Raw genomic sequence first — 15,809 nt, 5'->3', positions numbered from 1 at the left:
ACGCCGATCCTTGCCTTGGGGGCCAAGGAGCGCTAGAGTAGCGCACTCCCGATCAAATATTCCACAAGGGTCCATCCGCCATGACAACCCCACGCGTTCTCCAGGCGACTTTCCTCATTCTCTCGCTCACCCTCTCCGGCTGCGCCGGAATGGACATATTCGGCAAGGATTCCCCGCCCACCTCCGCCCAGGAGCAGGCTACCCTGCAGACCAAGGCCGACGAAGCCTGGCGCGCCGGCAAGTACGACCGCGCCGTCACCCTCTATTCGCTCATCCTGCAGGGACAGGCCCTCACCCGCGAGGCCAAGCTCACGGCCCTGGAGCGCTCCTCCAAGGCCCTGATCTGGACCGGGCGCGCCCCCGAAGCCCTGACCACCCTGGAAAACTGGGCCGCGGCCGACTCAAAGGTGAAGAACACCTGGGAGTGGACCAGCCTCTACACCCAGGCCCTCTCGGCCTCCGGACGCGAGCGCCAGGCCGAGGAGCACCTGGCCAAGATCCTCCAGACCCGGGGAGCCCCCTTCGATCTGGCCGGTCCCGCCGGGATCGAGCTGGCCAAGCGCTACGCCTCGCGCGATCTGGCCAGCCAGGCCGCCCAGACCCTGCGCACCCTGCACGCCAAGGCCCCCAACCGCAAGGACAGGGCCCAGTTCGAATCCGACACCGCCCGCATGTTGGGCTCGCTCGAGCCCAAGGCCCTGTCCGGCCTGCTGGCCGCCGTCAACGAGGCCAACAAGAACGTTTTCCCCTACAACCTCGTGGCCTTCGAGGACCTGCGCCGCGCCGCCTCGGCCAACCCCGCCGAGCGCGGACGCTTAAGCGACGCCGCCGACAGGCTGGCGCGTTCCTCCGACCTGGCCGACCGCGAACTGCCGCACCGCATCCTGGCCCAGGGGCTCACCGCCGCCACCTCCGGAGTCAAGGAAGCACCGCCCATCCCCGAGAAGGACGCCGCCCTGGTCAAGCCCGGCACCGTGGCCGTGGCCCTGCTGCTGCCCCAGACCGGCCAGCTGCGCGGGCTGGCCGCCAAGGTCCTGGCCGGAGCCAACGCGGCCAAGGCCGTGCTGGACGCCCAGGGAACCCAGGTGGACATCCGCGTGATCAACACCGACGACGCCAACTACGTGGACCAGCTCATCGCCCTGCCCCACGAAGTGACCCTGGTGGGCGGCCCCATGCACCTGAGCTATTTCAAGAACCTGCCCGCCAGCGGCGAGCTGTCGCGCCGGGTGTTCCTCTCCTTCACCCCCGAGGTGACCGACGCCGAGGAAGGCAAGCAGCTCTGGCGCTTCTTCTGGAGCCCCCAGGACGAGGTCAACGCCGTGCTCAACCTGCCCATGGAGGAAGGCGTGAAGCGATTCGGCGTGCTCTACCCCGAGGACCGCATGGGCAAGCGCCTGGCCGACGCCTTCTCCGCGGCCGTCACCGCGCGCGGCGGCGAGGTGGCCACCCTCCAACCCTACCCCACCCAGGACGTGCCCAAGTGGGGCGACATCGTCAAAAACATGGTGCGCGCCGTGCCCAAGGGAACCGATGGCAGGAGCTTCACCTCGCGCCCGGACTTCGACGCCATCTACATCCCCGACGAACTCCAGCGCGCCGACCACATAATCGGCCAGCTGCAGTACTACCAGGCGGACTCGCTCATCGTGCTCGGGCCGCAGCTGTGGTCCGCGCCGCTGTCCGGCCAGGGAGTGAAGCCCAACTTGAGCCCGGCCAACTACCGCTTCGCCTTCTGCCCCGGCGCGTGGTGGGCGCAGTCGCCCTCCAAGTCCCTGGCCGACCTGCGCGCCCAGCTCCCCAAGGACCCGCAGAACGAAGCCGACTTCTGGACCGCCCTGGGCTTCGACTTCATCCGCCTGGCCGCCACCACCGGCGCGGTCCCGCCCGACTCGGCCCCCGCGGAGATCACCAAGCGCTTAAACGAGGCGTCCAAGAAGATGGAATGGACCATGGCCCCCATCACCTGGGACGGTTCCGGGCACGCCAGGATGGCCATGTACTTCTTCCGCCCCTCCGTGGAGGGGCTGGCCCCCGTGGACAAGGACGGCTTCAGGGAGCGCCTGGACGCCCTGAGGGCCAAGCAGCAGCAACCGCAGCAGTGAGCCTGACGGATCGCCGCCCCGCCCCGCCGGGCGGGGCGCACGCAGGGGACGCCGCGGGACAGGCGGCGCAGGCCTCCTCCGAAGGTGCGGCCGCCGCGAAGCCCTGGGCCGACCCCTTCGCCCTGGCCGCGCGCGCGGTCCCCGGCCTGGACGGGCTGCGCGGGCTGGCCTGCCTGATGATCTTCAACGTCCACTTCTTCGCCCAGTTCGCCGACGCGTCTTACTTCACCGGCTCCGGCACGCCGCTTCACTCCCTGATCCACGCCGTCCATTCCGGCTCCCACGGGGTGGACGTGTTCTTCGTGGTCTCGGGCTACCTCATCTACGGATCCCTCGCCCGCAAGCGTCCCACGCTTTCGCGCTTCATCCTGGAGCGCTACAAGCGTCTGCTACCGGTGGTGCTGGCGGTGAACATCCCGGCCCTGTACTGGGTGAACGCGGACTGGAAGATGATCGTGGACAACGTCTTCTTCCTGGACCTGTTCGGGGCCAAGCTGGTGACGTTCGTGTCCTGGGCCCTGGTGTACGAGATGTATTTCTACCTGCTCTGCGGGGTGTGGCTCATCGTGCTCGGATGTGGCAAAAACGGCCCGCCGTGGCGCAGCTGGACGCTCCTGGCCGGACTCTACGTAGCCAACAGCCTGTATTTCCATGTGAACACCGTCCTGTCGGACTGGCGGTTCATGGGATTCTTCGTGGGGATCGGGCTCGGCATGCTCAGGGCCGACCCGCGCGGGAGCAAGGCGTTCGGGAAAATCCCGCCCGGATTCTGGCCGGTGGGGCTGGCCGTCCTCGGACTCGGCTGCTGGCTGTGGTCGCGGGATTTCACCGGCACGCTGTCCGCCGTTTCGCCCGCCCTGGCCCTGGCCTATTTCACGGCCTTCGACCTGGCCGTGGCCATGCTGGTGGCCTCGCTCGTAAACGCCGCACAAGCCGCCCGGCCTTCCTCCGCGCCCGGAGATGCAGCGGGGAACGGCCCGGGACGGGATGTTCCGGGACCGCGATCCCGCGGCGGGGGCGTCTTCACCTGCACGCCCATGCGCATGGTCGGCGCGGTGAGCTATTCGCTGTTTCTTCTGCACACGCAGTGGGGCCTGCCCCTGGCCAACACCCTTTTCGGCAGGCCCGCGAGCCTGGCCGGACTCGGGCTGCACTACGGCCTGAGCCTCGGGGTGAGCTTCGCCCTGGCCGCGTTCCTCTACATGCACCTGGAAAAGTTCTACTTCACGAGGCGCTGACGTGGGCTGGCTCAAACGGACCTTCCTCTACCGCGAGGACTACATCCCGGCCCTGCAGGGCCTGCGCGGCCTGGCCGTGCTGTGGTTCTTCCACTGGAGCTTCTACGCCCAGTTCGACCCGGCCAAGCTTTCACGCATCACCGAGGGCAAGGCCTGGATGGGCGCGGCGCTGGACGCCGTGGCCCTTTGCCTCTCCCCGGCCATGATGGCCCCGGTGGCAGCATACGTGCTCGCCGGATTCCTGGCTCAGACGACCCTCGGAACACGCCCGCTGGCCGGCTTTCTGCTTTCGCGAGCCGCGCGCTTCTATCCGGTGTTCCTGGCGACCGTGCTCCCCATCCTCGCCTACTCCGCAAGGGGATGGTCCGATATCGCCTGGGTCCTGACCTTCTTCATCGTCCCGCAGGACATCCCCCCGGGACACCTCCTCATCCTCGCCAAGGCGTTCTGGTTTTCCCTGCTCTGGGCCGTGATCCTCGCGGCGACGGGAAGAACCCGCCGCTTCCTCGTCCAGGCCCTTCCCTTTCTCGCCGTGGCCGGGCTCGAATACCTGGTCTACCGCGACCTGCGGACCACATCCGCGTTCCTGGCCGTCCTGGCCGGAGCAGCCGCGGCCCGGCACCCCCTGCCCGAGGCCGTGGCGCACCGAACCGCCGGTCCGAGCCTCGTCTGCGCCACCCTGGCCGCGCCCATTTTCCTGGCTTCCACCCCTGGAGCGAGCTTCCTCCTGGCCCTGGCCGGAGCGGCTCTCCTGGCCCTGGTCGCCGGATCGCTGGCATCCGGCGTACCCTCCTTCACCGCGCGCCTGCTCTCGCATCCCGTGCTGCGCTATTTCGGCGCAGTGGCCCTGCCGTTCTTCCTCATCCACACTACCTGGGGTTTCAGACTCTCGCGCTCCATCCTCCAGGGCGAGATGCACTCCCTCTCGGCCATCCTGGCCCACTACGCCATGAGCCTCGCCTTCTCGACCGTGTTCGCCGGGTTCCTGCACGTCTTCTTCGAGCGGCCCCGCTTCTTGCGAAACTTGCGAAACGCCACGGCAGCGGATAGAAACCCCAGGTCTGCAACGCAAGGAGTCTCCCCATGAAATTCACCCCCGAGCAGGCCGCCAAGGTGGCCGCCCTGGCGCGCCTGAGGCTGCCTGAGGACAAGCTCGAACGCCTGGCCGCCCAGATGGGCGACATCCTCTCCTACATGGACGCCCTGGGCGCCTGTGACACCGCGGGCGTGGAGCCCCTTTACAGCCCCGTGGAGCACGACACCCCCCTGCGCATGGACGTGGCCGTGAAGACCTTCCAGCGCTCGGACGTGCTGGGCCAGGCCCCGGACTCCGACGGCCGTTTCTTCGTGGTCCCCAAGATCGTCTCCGGATAAGGATCCGTCATGTCCGATATCACATCTCTTTCGCTTACCGAACTGCGCGCCAAACTGGCCTCGCGCGAGATTTCCGCCGCCCAGGCCACTTCGGCCTGCCTGGCCCGGATCACCGCAACCGAACCCGCCGTGGACGCCCTGCTCTCCGTCCAGGCCGAGGCCGCCGTCGAACAGGCCAAGGCCCTGGACCAGTCCGGTCCGGCCGCCGGCAAGGCTCTCTGGGGCGTGCCCATCGTGGTCAAGGACGCCATCTGCACCAAGGGCGTGCCCACCACCTGCGGCTCGAAAATCCTGGAAAATTTCGTCCCCTTCTACGACGCCACCTGCGTGGAGCGCTTAAAAAACGCCGGGGCCGTCATCCTGGGCAAGGCCAACCTGGACGAGTTCGCCATGGGCTCCTCCACGGAAAACTCGGCCTACAAGCCCACCCGCAACCCCTGGGACACCGCCAAGGTCCCCGGCGGCTCAAGCGGCGGCTCCGGGGCCACCGTGGCCGCGCGCCAGTGCTTCGCTGCGCTTGGCACCGACACGGGCGGCTCCATCCGCCTGCCCGCGTCCTTCTGCGGCATAACCGGCTTGAAGCCCACCTATGGGCGCGTCTCCCGCTACGGCCTGGTGGCCTACGGATCGAGCCTGGACCAGATCGGGCCCATGGCCCGCACCCCGGCCGACTGCGCCGCGATTCTTTCCGTCATGGCCGGGCACGACCCCAAGGACTCCACCTCGGCCCCGCGCTTCGTTCCGGACTTCGAAGCCCTCACCGCCGAGCGTAAGGACCTCAAGGGCCTGCGCCTGGGCATGCCCGAGGAGTATTGGGGAGAAGGACTCACCGCCGAGGTGGACGCCTGCTGCCGCGCCGCCATGGACACGGCCAAAGCCCTCGGGGCCGAGATCGTGCCGGTCAAGCTGCCGCACACCCAATACGCCATCGCCACCTACTACATCGTGGCCATGGCCGAGGCGAGCTCCAACCTGGCCCGCTTCGATGGCGTGCGCTACGGCTACCGCCATGAGGGCGCCAAGGACCTGCGCGAGCTCTACGAGCTGTCGCGCTCGGAAGGCTTCGGCGAGGAGGTGCAGCGGCGCATCGTGCTCGGCACCTACGTGCTCTCGGCCGGATACTACGACGCCTACTACCGCAAGGCCGCCCAGGTGCGGCGCCTCATCCGCCAGGACTTCCTGGACGCCTTCGGGAAGTGCGACGTCATCGTGGGGCCGACTTCGCCGTTCACTGCCTTCGGCCTGAGCGAAAAGACCGGCGACCCGCTCCAGATGTATCTTGCGGATATCTTTACGATCTCGCTAAACCTGTCCGGACTGCCCGGGCTCTCCGTGCCCGTCGGGCTGGGGAAAGACACCGGCATGCCCGTGGGCCTGCAGATGTTCGGCAAGGCCTGGGACGAAGGCACGATCCTGGGCGCTGCAAATGCGCTGTCGGGCGCGCTGCCGGGGCTGGGCGAACCGAAGGGATTGAAGAAGTAAGAGTTCATATGCCTCCGGCGGCCAAAGGAACTTGACGAGGGCCGTCCTGGCCCTCGCCCTTCGGGCGCTGCTGTGCAGCGTCCAATTCCGCAATCCTGCGGAATTGGCGTTCCTTTGGAATCCTTTTTAGCTTCGCGTCCATGCGCGAGAAGGTGAGTCCGTGCTCCAAAGCGCCTTCGGCCTCGTCGTCCTCGTTTTCATCGCCTGGCTTTTAAGCTGCGACCGCAGGCGCGTGCCCTGGCGCATGCTGCTTGGCGGCGTGGCGCTCCAGTTCGCCATCGCGAGCCTCATGCTCAAGATGCCGGTGTTCTCGGGCGTGTTCATGGCGCTCAACAAGGTGGTTCTGGCAATGGAGGAGGCCACCCGCGCCGGAACCTCCTTCGTGTTCGGCTACCTGGGCGGCGGACCGGTGCCCTTTCCCGAGCCCAAGCCCGGATCGAGCTTCATCCTGGCGTTTCAGGCCTTGCCGCTGGTGATCGTCATCGGCGCGCTCACCTCGCTCCTGTTCTACTGGCGCGTGCTGCCCTACGTGGTGCGGGGCTTTTCCTGGGTGCTGAAAAAGTCCATGGGCATCGGCGGCGCTCTGGGCGTCGGCGCGGCGGGCACGATTTTCCTGGGCATGATCGAGGCGCCGCTGCTCATCAAGCCGTACCTGACGCAATTGACGCGTAGCGAGCTTTTCGCCCTCATGGCCACGGGGCTCTCCTGCATCGCCGGGACCATGCTCATGCTCTACGCCACGGTGCTGGGCAACGTGATACCGGACGCCCTGGGGCACATCCTGACCGCGTCCGTCATCCACGCCCCGGCGGCCCTGGCCATCGCGGCGGTGATGCTGCCCGAGACGGGCACGCCCACGCTCGGGGAGGCCATTCCGCCCTCTTCCGCCAGCGGCTCCATGGACGCCGTGGCGCGCGGCACCTGGGACGGCCTGCAGCTTTTCCTGAACATCATCGCCATGCTCATCTCGTTCATCGCCCTGGTGAAGATCGTGAACCTGGGCCTCGGGTACGCGCCTGATTTCGGCGGCGAGCCCTTGACCCTGCAGCGCGGCCTGGGGTGGCTCCTGTCGCCGGTGGCCTGGCTTTTGGGCATTCCCTGGTCCGAGGCCCGCACGGCGGGGAGCCTCCTCGGCACCAAGGTGGTGCTGAACGAATTCATCGCCTTCATCGACATGGCCAACCTTCCGGCGGCCGCGCTCTCGGAGCGCACCCGGCTCATCCTGGCCTACGCCATGTGCAGCTTCGCCAACTTCGGCAGCGTGGGCATCATCATCGGCGGCATGGGCGCGCTCTGCCCGGAGCGGCGCGCCGAGATCGCCGGGCTTTCCATGCGGGCGCTTGCGGCCGGGGCCATCGCCTCGCTCATGACCGGGGCCATGGTGGGAGTGTTGTTCCCGTAAGCGGCCGTGAGGGCGTCTTGGCAATGGTGTTCGAAAATATTTCGTGGTAGATCGAACCCATGCTGCTGGGAATCGATGTGGGGGGCACGCACACGGACGCCGTCCTCGTGGGGACGGGGGGCCTTCGGGCCTGGGCCAAGGTCAAGACCAACCACGCGGACCTGATGGAATCCATCCGCGAGGTGCTTGGCCGCATCGTGCCCGAGGCCGGGCCGGACCCTATTTCGCGCCTGAATCTCTCCACCACCCTGTCCACCAACGCCATCGTGGAAGGGCTTACCGAGCCCGTGGGCATATTCGTGGCCTCCGGTCCAGGCGTCGATCCCGCCGCCTACGCCACGGGCGGCCACTACCGGGTCATCCCCGGAGCCACCGACCACCGGGGGCGCGTCACCGCCCCGCTCGACGAGGCCGCCGCCCGCGACCACGCGAAAGCCTGCAAGGCCGCCGGGGTGAGCGTCTACGCCTGCGTGGGCAAGTTCTCGCCGCGCAATCCCGAATTCGAGGAGGCCCTGCGCGCCGTGGTCCACCCCCAGGCTGACTTCGTCAGCTGCGGGCACGAATTTTCCGGCCAGTTGGGCTTCGGGCGGCGCATCCACACCGCCGCCTTCAACGCCTCGGTCTGGCGCACGTTCAACCGCTTCGCCGACGCCGTGCAGCGCGCCGCGCTGCGCTTCGGGCTCTCGGGCCACGTGAACATCCTCAAGGCCGACGGCGGCACCATGCCCCTGTCCATGTCCCGGACCTTCCCCGTTGAATCCATCCTCTCCGGCCCGGCCGCCTCGGTGATGGGCATCATCGCCGTGTGCGACATCAAGCGCGACTCGGTCATCCTGGACATCGGCGGCACCACCACCGACATCGCCCTTTTCGCCGACGGGGCGCCGCTGATCGAGCCCGAAGGGGCCGTGATCTCGGGCCGCCCCACCCTGGTGCGCGCGCTCAAGAGCCGCTCCATCGGCATCGGCGGCGACTCGGCCATCACCGTGCTGGACGGCCACGTGCGCGTGGGACCGCGCAGGCTGGGCCCGGCCATGGCCGAGGGAGGCAGCCACCCCACCCTCACCGACGCCCTCAACGTGCTGGGAGCGGCCAGCTTGGGCGACATGGCGGCCTCGCACAGGGGACTCAACGAACTGGCGGCGCTTAACGGCTCCGACGGGGCCACCCTGGCCCAGGACGCGGCCCTGGCCGCCGTCACCTCCATCCGGGCCGCCGTCATCGACCTCACCCGGGCCGTCAACGACCGCCCGGTCTACACCATTTACGAACTGCTGGAAGGCAAGCGCCTGACCCCGGCCCAGGTCTACGTCATGGGCGGCCCGGCCAAGGCCATGCAGGAACTCCTGGCCGAGGTCTTCCCCGAGGACGTCATCGTGCCCGGCAGCTACGCCGTGGCCAACGCCATCGGCGCGGCCCTGTCCCGCCCCACGCTCTCGGCCGAACTCTTCGCCGACACCCAGCAGGGACGCATGCTCATCCCCGGCCTGGACGTGGAGGAGGCCGTGCCTCCCTCCTACAACCTGGACGAAGCCCGGGCCGACGCGTCCGGATACCTGCGCCAGTACCTGGAGCACCTGCGCATCGCCGACCCCGACGCGATGCTGGAGATCGTGGAGTCCCAGTCCTTCAACATGGTTGAGGACGACGCCCTGGTGGGCCGCTCCATCCGCGTGAAATGCCAGATCAGGCCCGGGGTGCTGCCCGGATACCGCAAGGCGGTGCACCGCCTATGCTGAGAGCCTCAAGCCCCTTGGGGGTCGTCTTCTTCCCGGCCTACGACTGGGCCATCAGTCCCACCCATCCCGAGCGCCAGGAACGCCTGCTCTACACCCAGGACCAGCTGCGCGAGGAAGGGCTCTTCGACATCGAGGGCATCCGCGAATACAAGCCCGACGTGGCCCGCGTGAGCGACGTGGACCTGGCCCACTTCTGCTTCCCCGACGTTGAGCAGGTGGTCACCTCCTCGCACCTCATCTCCGCCGGAGGGGCCATGCGCGCCGCCCGGCTGGTCATGGAGCACGAGGCCAAGCGCGCCTTCGCCCTGGTGCGCCCGCCCGGCCACCACGCCATGAAGGTGGTGCACGGCACGCGCGGCTTCTGCACCATCAACATCGAGGCAGTGATGGTGGAGTACCTGCGCGAACGCTATGGCGTACGCCGCATCGCCATCGTGGACACCGACTGCCACCACGGCGACGGCACCCAGGACATCTACTGGCACGATCCGGACGTGCTCTTCATCTCCATCCACCAGGACGGGCGCACCATCTATCCCGGCTCGGGCTTCCCATACGAGCTGGGCGGGCCCACGGCCATCGGCACGACCTGCAACATCCCGCTGCTGCCCGGCACCGGCGACCAGGGCATCCTGCATATGCTCGACCATGTGGTCATGCCGCTCATCGAGCGATTCAAGCCCGAGATCATCATCAACTCCGCCGGGCAGGACAACCATTTCTCCGACCCCATCACCAACATGGCCTTCTCCGCCCAGGGCTACGCCGAACTGACCCGCAGGCTCGGGGCGCACATCGCGGTGCTGGAAGGCGGCTACTCCATCCAGGGCGCGCTGCCCTACGTGAACCTGGGCATCTGCCTGGCCATGGCCGGCATGGATACCTCCTACGTGAGCGAGCCCTCCTACGACCCCGAACGGGTCAGGCAGGAGCAGCGCATCACGGACTATACCCTGTCGCTGGCCGACCAGCTGCTGGGATACTTCATGGACCCGCCCCCCATGCCCAAGCACGGGCGCCTCGAAGGGGAATGGTTCGTGCGGGAGAAGGAAATCCACTACGACACGGATGGGATTTCCGAGCGCCAGCTAGAGAAGGTCTTCATGTGCGGGGAGTGTTCCGGCACGGTGGTCATCGAAAGCCGCGCCGACCAGGGGCGGCCGTGCCTGGCGGTGCAGATTCCGCTGCGGGCCTGCCCGGCTTGCCGGGAAAAGGGCCACGAGGTGTTCGAGATGGGACAGAGGTCAGGGAACTACCGGCATGCCATGCTGGTGGACCGGCCGGGGAAGGATGTGAAGCGGGTGCTGATTTAGATCGATGGGAATCAGAAAAATGAAAAGGCCGGGTGCACGAAGTCGTGCTCCCGGCCTTTTTTGATCCGAGAAGCTATTTCCCGCCGAGTTCCTTCACGGCGTCGGCCACGCGCTTGCCGTCGGGCATCTTGGCCTCGGGGTTCACCGCCAGAAGATCTTGCCACGCCTTGATGGCGGCCTGCTTGTCCTTCAGGTCGAACAGGTACACCACGCCGGTGTTGAGCCGGGCCTGCTGGTGCTTGGAGTCGATGGCGACGGCCTGCTCGAAGGCCTTGAGCGCCTCCTGGTACTTGTTCATGGAGCGAAGCATCACCCCCATGTCCGTCCAGACGTCGGCTTGGCCCGGCTTGAGCGCCAGGGACTTCTGGTAGGCGGCCACGGCGCGGTCGGGCAGTTCGGCGTCGAAGTAGGTATCGCCGAGCTTGGCCCAGACGGCCGGGTCGTTAGGGCTCTTGGCGGCCTGCTCCTCCATGGTCTTGGCCTGGGCCATGAGCGAGGACATGGGGTTCATGCCCTGTGGAGCCTGCTGTCCCTGCGCCTGCTGGGGCATCCCTCCTGGCATCCCGGCGGGCTTGCCGCCCTGGGCCGCCTCCTGGTTGAAGACGATCACCGCCCCCTGCCAGCCGATGAACACGCCAGCCAGCAGCATGACCACGGCCAGCGCCACGGCCGACTGTTTGCGGACCATTGTCTGCGGGGCAGGCGTCTCCTGCCGCGCCTGTGGGGCGTTCTTGGGCTTTGCCATGTTCTCTCCTGATGATGCGAGGTAAAACGTCGGGCCTGAAGGCCTACTGGACGGGCTGTCCCGCGCCCTTGCCGAACTTGGGGTTCAGGATGGCCTTGGACAGGAAGTAGTCGAACTTGATCTTGCGGTTCTGGTAGATGCGCTCCCAGTAGTAGGTGGGAGGATCCTTCCAGACCAGCCGGTCGCGGACTCCGTCCTGGAACACGGCTTCGATGGAGGGGTCGGGGCACTCGGCCGAGCTGCCGCGCTTCAGGTTGATGGTGGCCACGAAGGTGAGCGACTTGAAGGTGTCGTGCAGATCCTTGGAGTTGAGACGGCTGACGTAGCGGCTGTCCAGCTCCGTGATGCTCGAGAGGTCCACTTCGCCCCGGAATTCGGCCTTGTTGGGCTCGAGCACCCGCCAGGAGCGGGAGGTGAAGAAGGCATAGTTGTCCAGGGCCTGGCCCAGGGTCACGGAGGAGTTGAACTTGAGCTTGGCGGACTTGAAAGGCTCGGGGTCGCCCGAGGCGTGGGGCTCCGCCAGGGAGGCGGCGGGATCGGCGGCCGCGGGCGGAGACTGCGCGCGCATGTCCAGCCCCCTCACGTCCAGCTTGGACAGGGGCAGGGTGAACACGGGGGGCTGGTCGTTGAAGATGAGCAGCCCACCGGCGATCTCCACGGTGAGCTTGCGTTCGGCGGCCTGGTCCAGGGCGGCGCGGGTGGCGGGCGGGAAGAACTCCCGGTCGCCCACCACGATCATCTTGTTGTTTTCGAGCATCAGGCGGTAGACCGTGGCGGAGCCTTCCGTGGCCACGGCGATCTTGCCCGTGCGCGTGACCTGCATTTCCTTGATGAGCCTCGCCTGGGCCGGAGCCGCCGACAGCGTGACGGCCAGCATCGCCAGGATGATCAGTCGGGTCATGACGCGTGATCCTCGTGTGTGGTTAGACGCCCGTATCGGCCAAGGGCACGTTGCCCGGCGCGGGAGGGGCCCAGGTTATGCGGGTTTCCAGGACGGCCTGGCAGTGCCCGGCCAGGGTCTGGGCTCCGGCCGTGGTCAGATGGACGCCGTCGCGGGCGCGCAGCGGCGCTCCCCCGGCCAGGTCGGGCTTAGAGAAGGCGAAGCCGCCCCCTGCCGTCGAAAAGAGCGGCCAGGTGTCCACGTAGTGGCAGTCATCGAAAGAGGCCATGGTCTTGCGGATGAGGGCGTTGATGTGCTTGAGGTCGTGGTTCAGGTCGTCGTCGGCCATGACGGGCGCGCCCATCCAGAACACCATGGCCGAAGGGTTGTGGGCGCGGACGATCTCCACCATGCGCTTGACGCGGGCGGTGTAGGCTTTGTCCCATTCGGGGGTGGCGTAGGGAATCTGCGCGCCGCCCTCGAACCGCAGGGGCTTGTTGTCGTTGGTGCCCAGCATGATCACCACGGCGTCGGGCCGGTAGCGGCGGGCCAGGGTGTCCAGGTTGCGGTCCCAGTCGAAGAAGTCCGGCCGGGCCAGCCCCGAGGAGACCTTGCCCAGGCTGGCGAAGCCCAGGCCGGGCTTTGATCCCAGGCTTTTCTCCAGTTCCGAGGCCAGGCCGATGGAGAGCGAATCCCCGACCACGGCCAGTGACCTGACCTGGCGTTTGGGCTGGCGGGGTGCGAAAAGGTCCTTGGGGGCGAGGTTGGGCCGCTCCAGGGCGGCCAGGGCTTGCGCCTTGCGGCTGGACTTGGCGAAGGCGGAGTTCTCCCCGACGCCTGCCCCAGCGCAGCCGGTGACGGTCAACACCGCGAACGCGGTGAGAAGCTTCAGAAGAAACGATGAGAAACGCATGGCACCTCCGTTTGGCCCCATTCGGGGCCGCCGTCAAGGCCGGAGGATCTACTGGGCGGCCGTGCGCGCCGCCGTGGGGGCCTGGGCCACCTGCTTGCCGCCCTTGGGCTTGAACTCAATGAGTTCGCCTGCGTCCTTGAGCAGGGCCCTGACGATGATGTCTCCTCCGGCAGTGGAGAAATGGATCTTGTCGCCCTCGCGCACCCGTATCCGGTGACCGGAGTTGTCCATGATGTGCTGGGCGTAGTTGCCCTGCGGGTCGCAGAGCAGCGGCCAGGTGTCCAGGAAGCGCCCGTGGGACGACTCCCGGCAGGCCCGGCTCACGATGGCGTTGAGCGCGCGGCTCTTGCCCGAGAGTTCCGGGTCCCCCATGACCGGCAAGCCTATCCAATAACTCGTCACCTTGCGTTCGTCCATTACCGAGAGGAATTTTTTCAGCCTCGCCTCATAGAGAAAGCGGCGCCTGTCGTCCAGGGCGGCCGGTTCCGGGGCTTCCGGGTCCAGGCTCAGGTATTTGGCGTCGTTGGCCCCCATCATCACGATCACCAGTTGGGGATCGTATTCCTTCATGAACTGGGACAGGGCCTGCTCCCAGTTGTAGTACTGCGGATTCTGCAGGCCGCTGGCGATCTTGCCCTTGGGGATCATGGTCAGACCCTCGAAATCCTTGAACGCCTTTTCCAGGCTCACGGCCAGGGTCACGGCCAGGGAGTCGCCCACCACCAGCACGTTGGCGGGCAGGTTGAGCTTGGGCTGAGGGGGCTGTCCGGGCTGAAGGGACGCGGTGGTGCCGGAAGCGGCGTCAGGGATGTCCTGCGCGGCGAGGGCCTCGCCCGGATGCGACGAAGGCGGGGCAGCGTCGGCCAGGGCGGCGTCGCCGCAACGGTAGGTCTTCTTGTAGGTGCCGTCGAACATCCCGGCGGTTGAGCAGTCGAGCGCAAGGGCCAGCCCGGTCAGCCCCGAAGCGGCATGCAGCGATTCCCCGGCGGCCACCACGGCGGCCAAGCCCTCGGGCAGGCCGTCGGGAAACTTGCCCGAAAGCCACGGCCCGATGCGGTCGAACAGCAGCGCCACTCCCACCGCCAGGGCCAGCGCGTAAACCAGAACTATCCGTTTGCCCGTCATTGATGCGGCGTCCTCATTCTAGAACGAGAAGTAGATGAACGGCAGCATGCCGTCAGGTCCCAAACGAACGGCCAGCGCTCCGAGAACGCCAAGCGCGCAGGCCAGGGCCGGGGCCGAAAGCCGGGACAGCAGCGGCGGGCAGGCGCGCAGCCAGTCGAGGTTCAGGGCCTGGAAGCCGATGACGCCCAGGGTGATGACCGTAACCGTCACGCCGGGCCCTTTCCCGGCGGCGTCGAAACTCACGATGCGGGCGAGGGCCTGAGCCGCCGTCTCGAAATCGGGAGCGGCGAAAAACACCCAGGCCAGGGTGACGAAACCGAAGGTTCCGGCCCAGAAGGCCGCGTCACGGGCCTTGGCCTTCCAGCCTTCAAGCCCCGCCCCGATACGCCCGGCAAAGGCGTGCGTGGCCGCAAGCCCCACTCCGTGCAAGAGGCCCCAGGCCAGGAAGGTCAGGTTGGCGCCGTGCCAGAGCCCGCCCAGGCCCATGGTGGCCAGCAGGTTCAGGTTGCGCCGCAACGGCGTGCAGCGGTTGCCGCCCAGGGGGATGTAGAGGTAGTCCCGAAGCCAGGTGGAAAGGCTCATATGCCAGCCCTGCCAAAATTCGCGCAGATTGCGCGCCTTGTAGGGCCGGTCGAAGTTGTCTGGCACGCGAAGTCCCAGAAGCCCGGCCAGTCCCTGGGCCAGATCCGAGTAGCCGGAGAAGTCGCAGTAGATCTGGGCGCTGTAGGCCATCACCCCGACCAGCGCGCCCAGGCTGGAAAAATCGTCGGGGTTGCTGAAGATTTGACGGGTGATGTGCTCGGAGAGGTAGCTCGACAGGGCCACCTTCTTGAACAGGCCCACCATGATGAGCCAGAACGCCTGGTTGGCGTCCGTCCAAGCGGGGGCGGCCGACCGGAGCTGGGGGATGAAGTCCCTGGCCCGCAGGATGGGGCCCGAGAGCACCGTGGGGAAAAAGGCCATGAACAGGAGCACGTCCAGGGGCGAACGCTGGACCTCCTCCGGGCGGCGGAACACGTCCACCACGTAGCCTACGGCCTGGAAAGTAAAGAAGGAGATGCCCACGGGCATGACGATGGACAGCTCCGGCAGCGCACCCGTCAGCTCGGAGGCCAGGGCGTAGTATTTGAAGAAGCACAGCTCGCCGAGAAGCGCCGCCAGATACGCCGTGAGCAAGGCCTTCCTGCGGCCGGGGGCCTGAAGCCGGGCCACGCCCAGGGCCGCGCCCCAGGTGGACAGGCTCACGCCGAGAAGCAGTGCGGCGAACCCCAGGTGAAAAGACGCGTAAAAGATATAGGAAGCGACCAGGAGCAGCAGCCGGAAGGCCAGGGCGTTTCGGCGCGCAGCCCAGGCTCCGGCCAGCACGGCCAGGAAGAAAAAGGCGAACTCGAGGCTAAGAAACTGCATCGCGGCCGGACATGAAAACCATTGTCGATCCATCCAAAAGAAGACGGGCTTGACGGAGCCCGTAGCCTGTTACACTCTCGACCCCG

At 67.3% G+C, this 15,809-nt stretch carries 13 protein-coding genes; 8 read left to right on the top strand and 5 right to left on the bottom strand.

Annotated elements, in window-relative coordinates; genetic code table 11:
- Nucleotides 1–80 precede the first annotated feature (80 nt).
- The 8 genes from ML540_RS04235 (at nt 81) to ML540_RS04200 (ending at nt 10,653) form a co-directional block, all read left to right on the top strand.
- Entirely contained in the window at nt 81–2,105 is a 2,025-nt protein-coding gene (locus ML540_RS04235; protein ID WP_243358724.1) for a penicillin-binding protein activator, read from the top strand.
- Nucleotides 2,102–3,343: an acyltransferase family protein gene (locus ML540_RS04230; protein WP_243358723.1), complete on the top strand. Its 1,242-nt coding sequence runs from the start codon at nt 2,102–2,104 to the stop codon at nt 3,341–3,343. Before ML540_RS04235 ends, ML540_RS04230 begins: the two co-directional genes overlap by 4 nt.
- A gap of 1 nt (nt 3,344) precedes the next feature.
- A complete protein-coding gene (locus tag ML540_RS04225) occupies nt 3,345–4,430 on the top strand; it encodes a hypothetical protein (RefSeq protein WP_243358722.1) in 1,086 nt (361 codons plus the stop codon).
- Nucleotides 4,427–4,717 carry an Asp-tRNA(Asn)/Glu-tRNA(Gln) amidotransferase subunit GatC gene (gene gatC, locus ML540_RS04220; protein WP_243358721.1) on the top strand — a complete coding sequence of 97 codons (291 nt, stop codon included), beginning with the start codon at nt 4,427–4,429 and terminating at the stop codon, nt 4,715–4,717. The genes ML540_RS04225 and gatC overlap by 4 nt, the downstream gene beginning before the upstream one ends.
- Nucleotides 4,718–4,726: 9 nt before the next feature.
- The gene (gatA, locus tag ML540_RS04215; protein WP_243358720.1) at nt 4,727–6,199 is read left to right on the top strand and encodes an Asp-tRNA(Asn)/Glu-tRNA(Gln) amidotransferase subunit GatA; all 1,473 of its coding nucleotides are present in this window, start codon (nt 4,727–4,729) and stop codon (nt 6,197–6,199) included.
- A gap of 160 nt (nt 6,200–6,359) precedes the next feature.
- Nucleotides 6,360–7,601 carry a NupC/NupG family nucleoside CNT transporter gene (locus ML540_RS04210; RefSeq protein ID WP_243358719.1) on the top strand — a complete coding sequence of 414 codons (1,242 nt, stop codon included), beginning with the start codon at nt 6,360–6,362 and terminating at the stop codon, nt 7,599–7,601.
- Nucleotides 7,602–7,660: 59 nt separating this feature from the next.
- Entirely contained in the window at nt 7,661–9,340 is a 1,680-nt protein-coding gene (locus ML540_RS04205; protein ID WP_243358718.1) for a hydantoinase/oxoprolinase family protein, read from the top strand.
- A complete protein-coding gene (locus ML540_RS04200; RefSeq protein ID WP_243358717.1) occupies nt 9,334–10,653 on the top strand; it encodes a histone deacetylase family protein in 1,320 nt (439 codons plus the stop codon). Before ML540_RS04205 ends, ML540_RS04200 begins: the two co-directional genes overlap by 7 nt.
- Nucleotides 10,654–10,726: 73 nt before the next feature.
- On the opposite strand, the gene ML540_RS04195 is transcribed toward ML540_RS04200, so the two are convergent.
- Genes ML540_RS04195 through ML540_RS04175 form a run of 5 tightly spaced genes read right to left on the bottom strand, consistent with a single transcriptional unit; the run spans nt 10,727 to nt 15,723 of the window.
- Nucleotides 10,727–11,398 (bottom strand): tetratricopeptide repeat protein, encoded by a 672-nt coding sequence (locus ML540_RS04195; protein ID WP_243358716.1) that lies wholly within the window; start codon nt 11,396–11,398, stop codon nt 10,727–10,729.
- A 43-nt stretch (nt 11,399–11,441) separates the two neighbouring features.
- Nucleotides 11,442–12,299 carry a hypothetical protein gene (locus ML540_RS04190; protein WP_243358715.1) on the bottom strand — a complete coding sequence of 286 codons (858 nt, stop codon included), beginning with the start codon at nt 12,297–12,299 and terminating at the stop codon, nt 11,442–11,444.
- Between the two features lie 22 nt (nt 12,300–12,321).
- The gene (locus tag ML540_RS04185; protein ID WP_243358714.1) at nt 12,322–13,191 is read right to left on the bottom strand and encodes an SGNH/GDSL hydrolase family protein; all 870 of its coding nucleotides are present in this window, start codon (nt 13,189–13,191) and stop codon (nt 12,322–12,324) included.
- A gap of 48 nt (nt 13,192–13,239) precedes the next feature.
- Complete coding sequence (locus tag ML540_RS04180) at nt 13,240–14,316, bottom strand: DUF459 domain-containing protein (protein ID WP_243358713.1); 1,077 nt, start codon at nt 14,314–14,316, stop codon at nt 13,240–13,242.
- Nucleotides 14,317–14,334: 18 nt separating this feature from the next.
- Entirely contained in the window at nt 14,335–15,723 is a 1,389-nt protein-coding gene (locus ML540_RS04175) for an MBOAT family O-acyltransferase (protein ID WP_243358712.1), read from the bottom strand.
- Between the last annotated feature and the right edge of the window lie 86 nt (nt 15,724–15,809).

This window comes from Fundidesulfovibrio terrae (assembly GCF_022808915.1).
Classification (GTDB): domain Bacteria; phylum Desulfobacterota; class Desulfovibrionia; order Desulfovibrionales; family Desulfovibrionaceae; genus Fundidesulfovibrio; species Fundidesulfovibrio terrae.
The sequence above is the reverse complement of the archived record's forward strand: the minus strand, read 5'-3'. Positions and strand labels throughout refer to the sequence as shown.

Bases quoted from the DNA above. Each gene is read 5' to 3' on its own strand.
- ML540_RS04190 (WP_243358715.1), bottom strand. From the start codon at position 12,299: ATGACCCGACTGATCATCCTGGCGATGCTGGCCGTCACGCTGTCGGCG.
- ML540_RS04205 (WP_243358718.1), top strand. From the start codon at position 7,661: ATGCTGCTGGGAATCGATGTGGGGGGCACGCACACGGACGCCGTCCTC.
- ML540_RS04175 (WP_243358712.1), bottom strand. From the start codon at position 15,723: ATGCAGTTTCTTAGCCTCGAGTTCGCCTTTTTCTTCCTGGCCGTGCTG.
- ML540_RS04200 (WP_243358717.1), top strand. From the start codon at position 9,334: ATGCTGAGAGCCTCAAGCCCCTTGGGGGTCGTCTTCTTCCCGGCCTAC.
- ML540_RS04235 (WP_243358724.1), top strand. From the start codon at position 81: ATGACAACCCCACGCGTTCTCCAGGCGACTTTCCTCATTCTCTCGCTC.
- gatC (WP_243358721.1), top strand. From the start codon at position 4,427: ATGAAATTCACCCCCGAGCAGGCCGCCAAGGTGGCCGCCCTGGCGCGC.
- ML540_RS04180 (WP_243358713.1), bottom strand. From the start codon at position 14,316: ATGACGGGCAAACGGATAGTTCTGGTTTACGCGCTGGCCCTGGCGGTG.
- ML540_RS04195 (WP_243358716.1), bottom strand. From the start codon at position 11,398: ATGGCAAAGCCCAAGAACGCCCCACAGGCGCGGCAGGAGACGCCTGCC.
- ML540_RS04185 (WP_243358714.1), bottom strand. From the start codon at position 13,191: ATGCGTTTCTCATCGTTTCTTCTGAAGCTTCTCACCGCGTTCGCGGTG.
- gatA (WP_243358720.1), top strand. From the start codon at position 4,727: ATGTCCGATATCACATCTCTTTCGCTTACCGAACTGCGCGCCAAACTG.